This is a genomic window from Candidatus Magnetobacterium casense (assembly GCF_019173545.1).
In the GTDB taxonomy this organism is placed as follows: domain Bacteria; phylum Nitrospirota; class Thermodesulfovibrionia; order Thermodesulfovibrionales; family Magnetobacteriaceae; genus Magnetobacterium; species Magnetobacterium cryptolimnobacter.
Genome location: NZ_JABXWD010000465.1, coordinates 1 through 2,412, shown reverse-complemented (window position 1 = coordinate 2,412; position 2,412 = coordinate 1). Strand labels below are relative to the sequence as shown.

Here is a 2,412-nt window from a genome sequence, read left to right as displayed (position 1 = left end):
TACACACTTCTCGTGAGTTTTTAAATTAGGCGATGGTTTTGGCTACCGGTAAATTCGAATAATTTACTCCCAATTTGGCATACATTTTTTGGTGAATATCTTCCGGTATCCCGTGTCCTTGCGGCAAGCCTGCATGAAAATTAGATAAGAAAGTATTATCATAGGTTATCCAACAGAATAAGATAAGGGAGGATAATCTATGAACCAAGAATGCCTACCAGTAGTTAAGCCAACCATAGAGGAAATCCAAGAGCAGTTTATATTGTGGCGTAGAAACAGGAGGTGTCGAGGGTCAGTTCCCGATCAGTTATGGGAGGCAGCGGTAAGTCTGGCCGGAGATTACTCTATTGGCCATATATGTAAGGTATTGGGTCTGAACCATAGGCAACTCAAGAGGAGGGTTCAAGAGCATAATGGTAATGGGTATCCGGAGGCGGGAAGATCGTGTCATTTTGTGGAGCTTGCGGTAAGCAGCCCAGGACCTGATATGGTAAGCAGCCCAGAGGCTGATGTGATGAGCAAGTTGGAATCTGGTAGTGAATATGTAATGGAGATGGAGGATGAGAAGGGAGGCAAACTGAGGGTACACATGAAGGGAGAAGGATGCGGTTTTAATCCGTTGGAGATGGCCAAAGCGTTTTGGGGAAGAGATAAATGATCCAGCTCACCCCCCAGATGAGGATACTGGTAGCGGTAGAGGCAGTGGATTTTCGCCGAGGGATCGATGGTCTCTCAAGGGTATGTCGGCAGGTTATGGGAGCAGATCCCTTTTCAGGGTGGGTATTTGTATTTCGCAATCGCAGAAGGACGGCTATAAAGGTTTTAGTGTATGATGGGCAGGGGTTTTGGCTGTGCTGTAAGCGGCTGTCGAAGGGAAAGTTTAGCTGGTGGCCCAATAAGGGGAATGGGAATGAGAATAGGAAAGTAAGTTCACTGGCCTCTCATGATTTGCAGCTTCTTATCTGGAATGGTAATCCGGAGGGTGCCCAGGTAGCACCTATGTGGAAACAGATTCAATTACTCGAAGACATTCATTGAGGTATTTATGTTGGATAAGATGTTTACGCTGAGTGTTATATACGTAAAAGATGGTATATAAATGCATCATAATTACATAATTGACAAGAGGGCAAAGATATGTCATGCTATTAATCACTTGAATTTTAATATCTAACAGGAGATTGTGCAAAAGCACAAAGTGGGTTCCAGCCAAGAGAGCAGCGGTAACATGAAGTCTCTAAAAATGAAGCCTCCAAAACGGATAGACCTTGATCTCATCCAGGCCAATGCACTGCGCCAGCGGGTGGCAACGCGGTCTTTGGAGGAATCTGACTACCTGATCATTGAGGGGATGATCGAGACGGTCATCTTTTTGAGCCAGGCATTAGAGGAAAAAGACGCATCCGTAAAGCGTCTTATGCAGATGGTATTTGGTGCCAGCACAGAGAGTGCAAAGAATGTGCTGGGTAAAACCACTCAAGATGCACAGGGCGGCAGGGTGTGTAATCTTCAGGAGACTTCTGACAGCAAGGGTGATGAGCATGGTGGAGACAATGAGCAGAAAAACAAACGCAAAGGACATGGGCGAAACGGTGCTCATACCTATACGGGGGCTGAGAAGTCCTTTGTATCTCATGCAACCCTGAAATCCGGAGATCGTTGCCCTGCATGTTTGAAGGGGAAAGTATACCGTATCAAAACACCCAAAATCATCGTGCGTGTTACAGGCACGGCGCCGCTTTCAGCCAGGGTATGGGAGTTGGAGAGCCTGCGCTGCAATCTGTGCGGAGAAGTTTTCAGTGCACAGCCACCACCAGGGGTGGGTGAAGAAAAATATGATGAAACCTGTGGTGCCATGATTGCTCTGTTAAAGTACGGGAGCGGGTTTCCCTTCTATCGGCTGGAGGGGCTTCAAAACAGTCTTGGTATCCCCTTACCGGCATCTACTCAGTGGGAGATAGTGGAGGCGGTAGCCGATAAAATCTATCCTGCCTATGAGGAATTGATCAGACAAGCGGCCCAGGGTGAGGTGCTTCACAATGACGACACGACGGTAAAGATCCTGGCCCTCATGAAAGGCAGTGCCGATAAGCACGGTACAGATACAGGTGCAGATAAGAGTGATCCTGACCGATCAGGGCTATTCACTACGGGAATTGTCTCGATAAAAGAGGGCCGAAAAATAGCGGTGTTTTTCAGCGGCAACAAACATGCCGGTGAAAACCTGGAGGATGTACTGCAAAAAAGACAACTGGGCTTGAGTCCTCCTATCCAGATGTGTGATGCTCTTTCCCGAAATCTTCCTAAAAAGCTGAAGACCATAGCGGCCCATTGCCTCTCCCATGCTCGCCGTAAGTTTGTCGATGTAATATCCTACTTTCCGGATGAGTGCCGCTATCTGATCGAAGCTTT

The 2,412-nt window shown here is 47.3% G+C and carries 3 protein-coding genes; all 3 read left to right on the top strand.

Annotation, left to right across the window (positions count from 1 at the left end):
• Positions 1-199 precede the first annotated feature (199 nt).
• Positions 200-658: a hypothetical protein gene (locus HWQ67_RS16405; RefSeq protein ID WP_218253763.1), complete on the top strand. Its 459-nt coding sequence runs from the start codon at positions 200-202 to the stop codon at positions 656-658.
• The gene (gene tnpB / locus HWQ67_RS20675) at positions 655-1,038 is read left to right on the top strand and encodes an IS66 family insertion sequence element accessory protein TnpB (RefSeq protein WP_218253762.1); all 384 of its coding nucleotides are present in this window, start codon (positions 655-657) and stop codon (positions 1,036-1,038) included. Before HWQ67_RS16405 ends, tnpB begins: the two co-directional genes overlap by 4 nt.
• Positions 1,039-1,183: 145 nt before the next feature.
• The coding region (locus HWQ67_RS20285; RefSeq protein WP_218253761.1) for an IS66 family transposase at positions 1,184-2,412 on the top strand (1,229 nt) is incomplete at its 3' end.

Bases quoted from the DNA above. Each gene is read 5' to 3' on its own strand.
- HWQ67_RS16405 (WP_218253763.1), top strand. From the start codon at position 200: ATGAACCAAGAATGCCTACCAGTAGTTAAGCCAACCATAGAGGAAATC.
- tnpB (WP_218253762.1), top strand. From the start codon at position 655: ATGATCCAGCTCACCCCCCAGATGAGGATACTGGTAGCGGTAGAGGCA.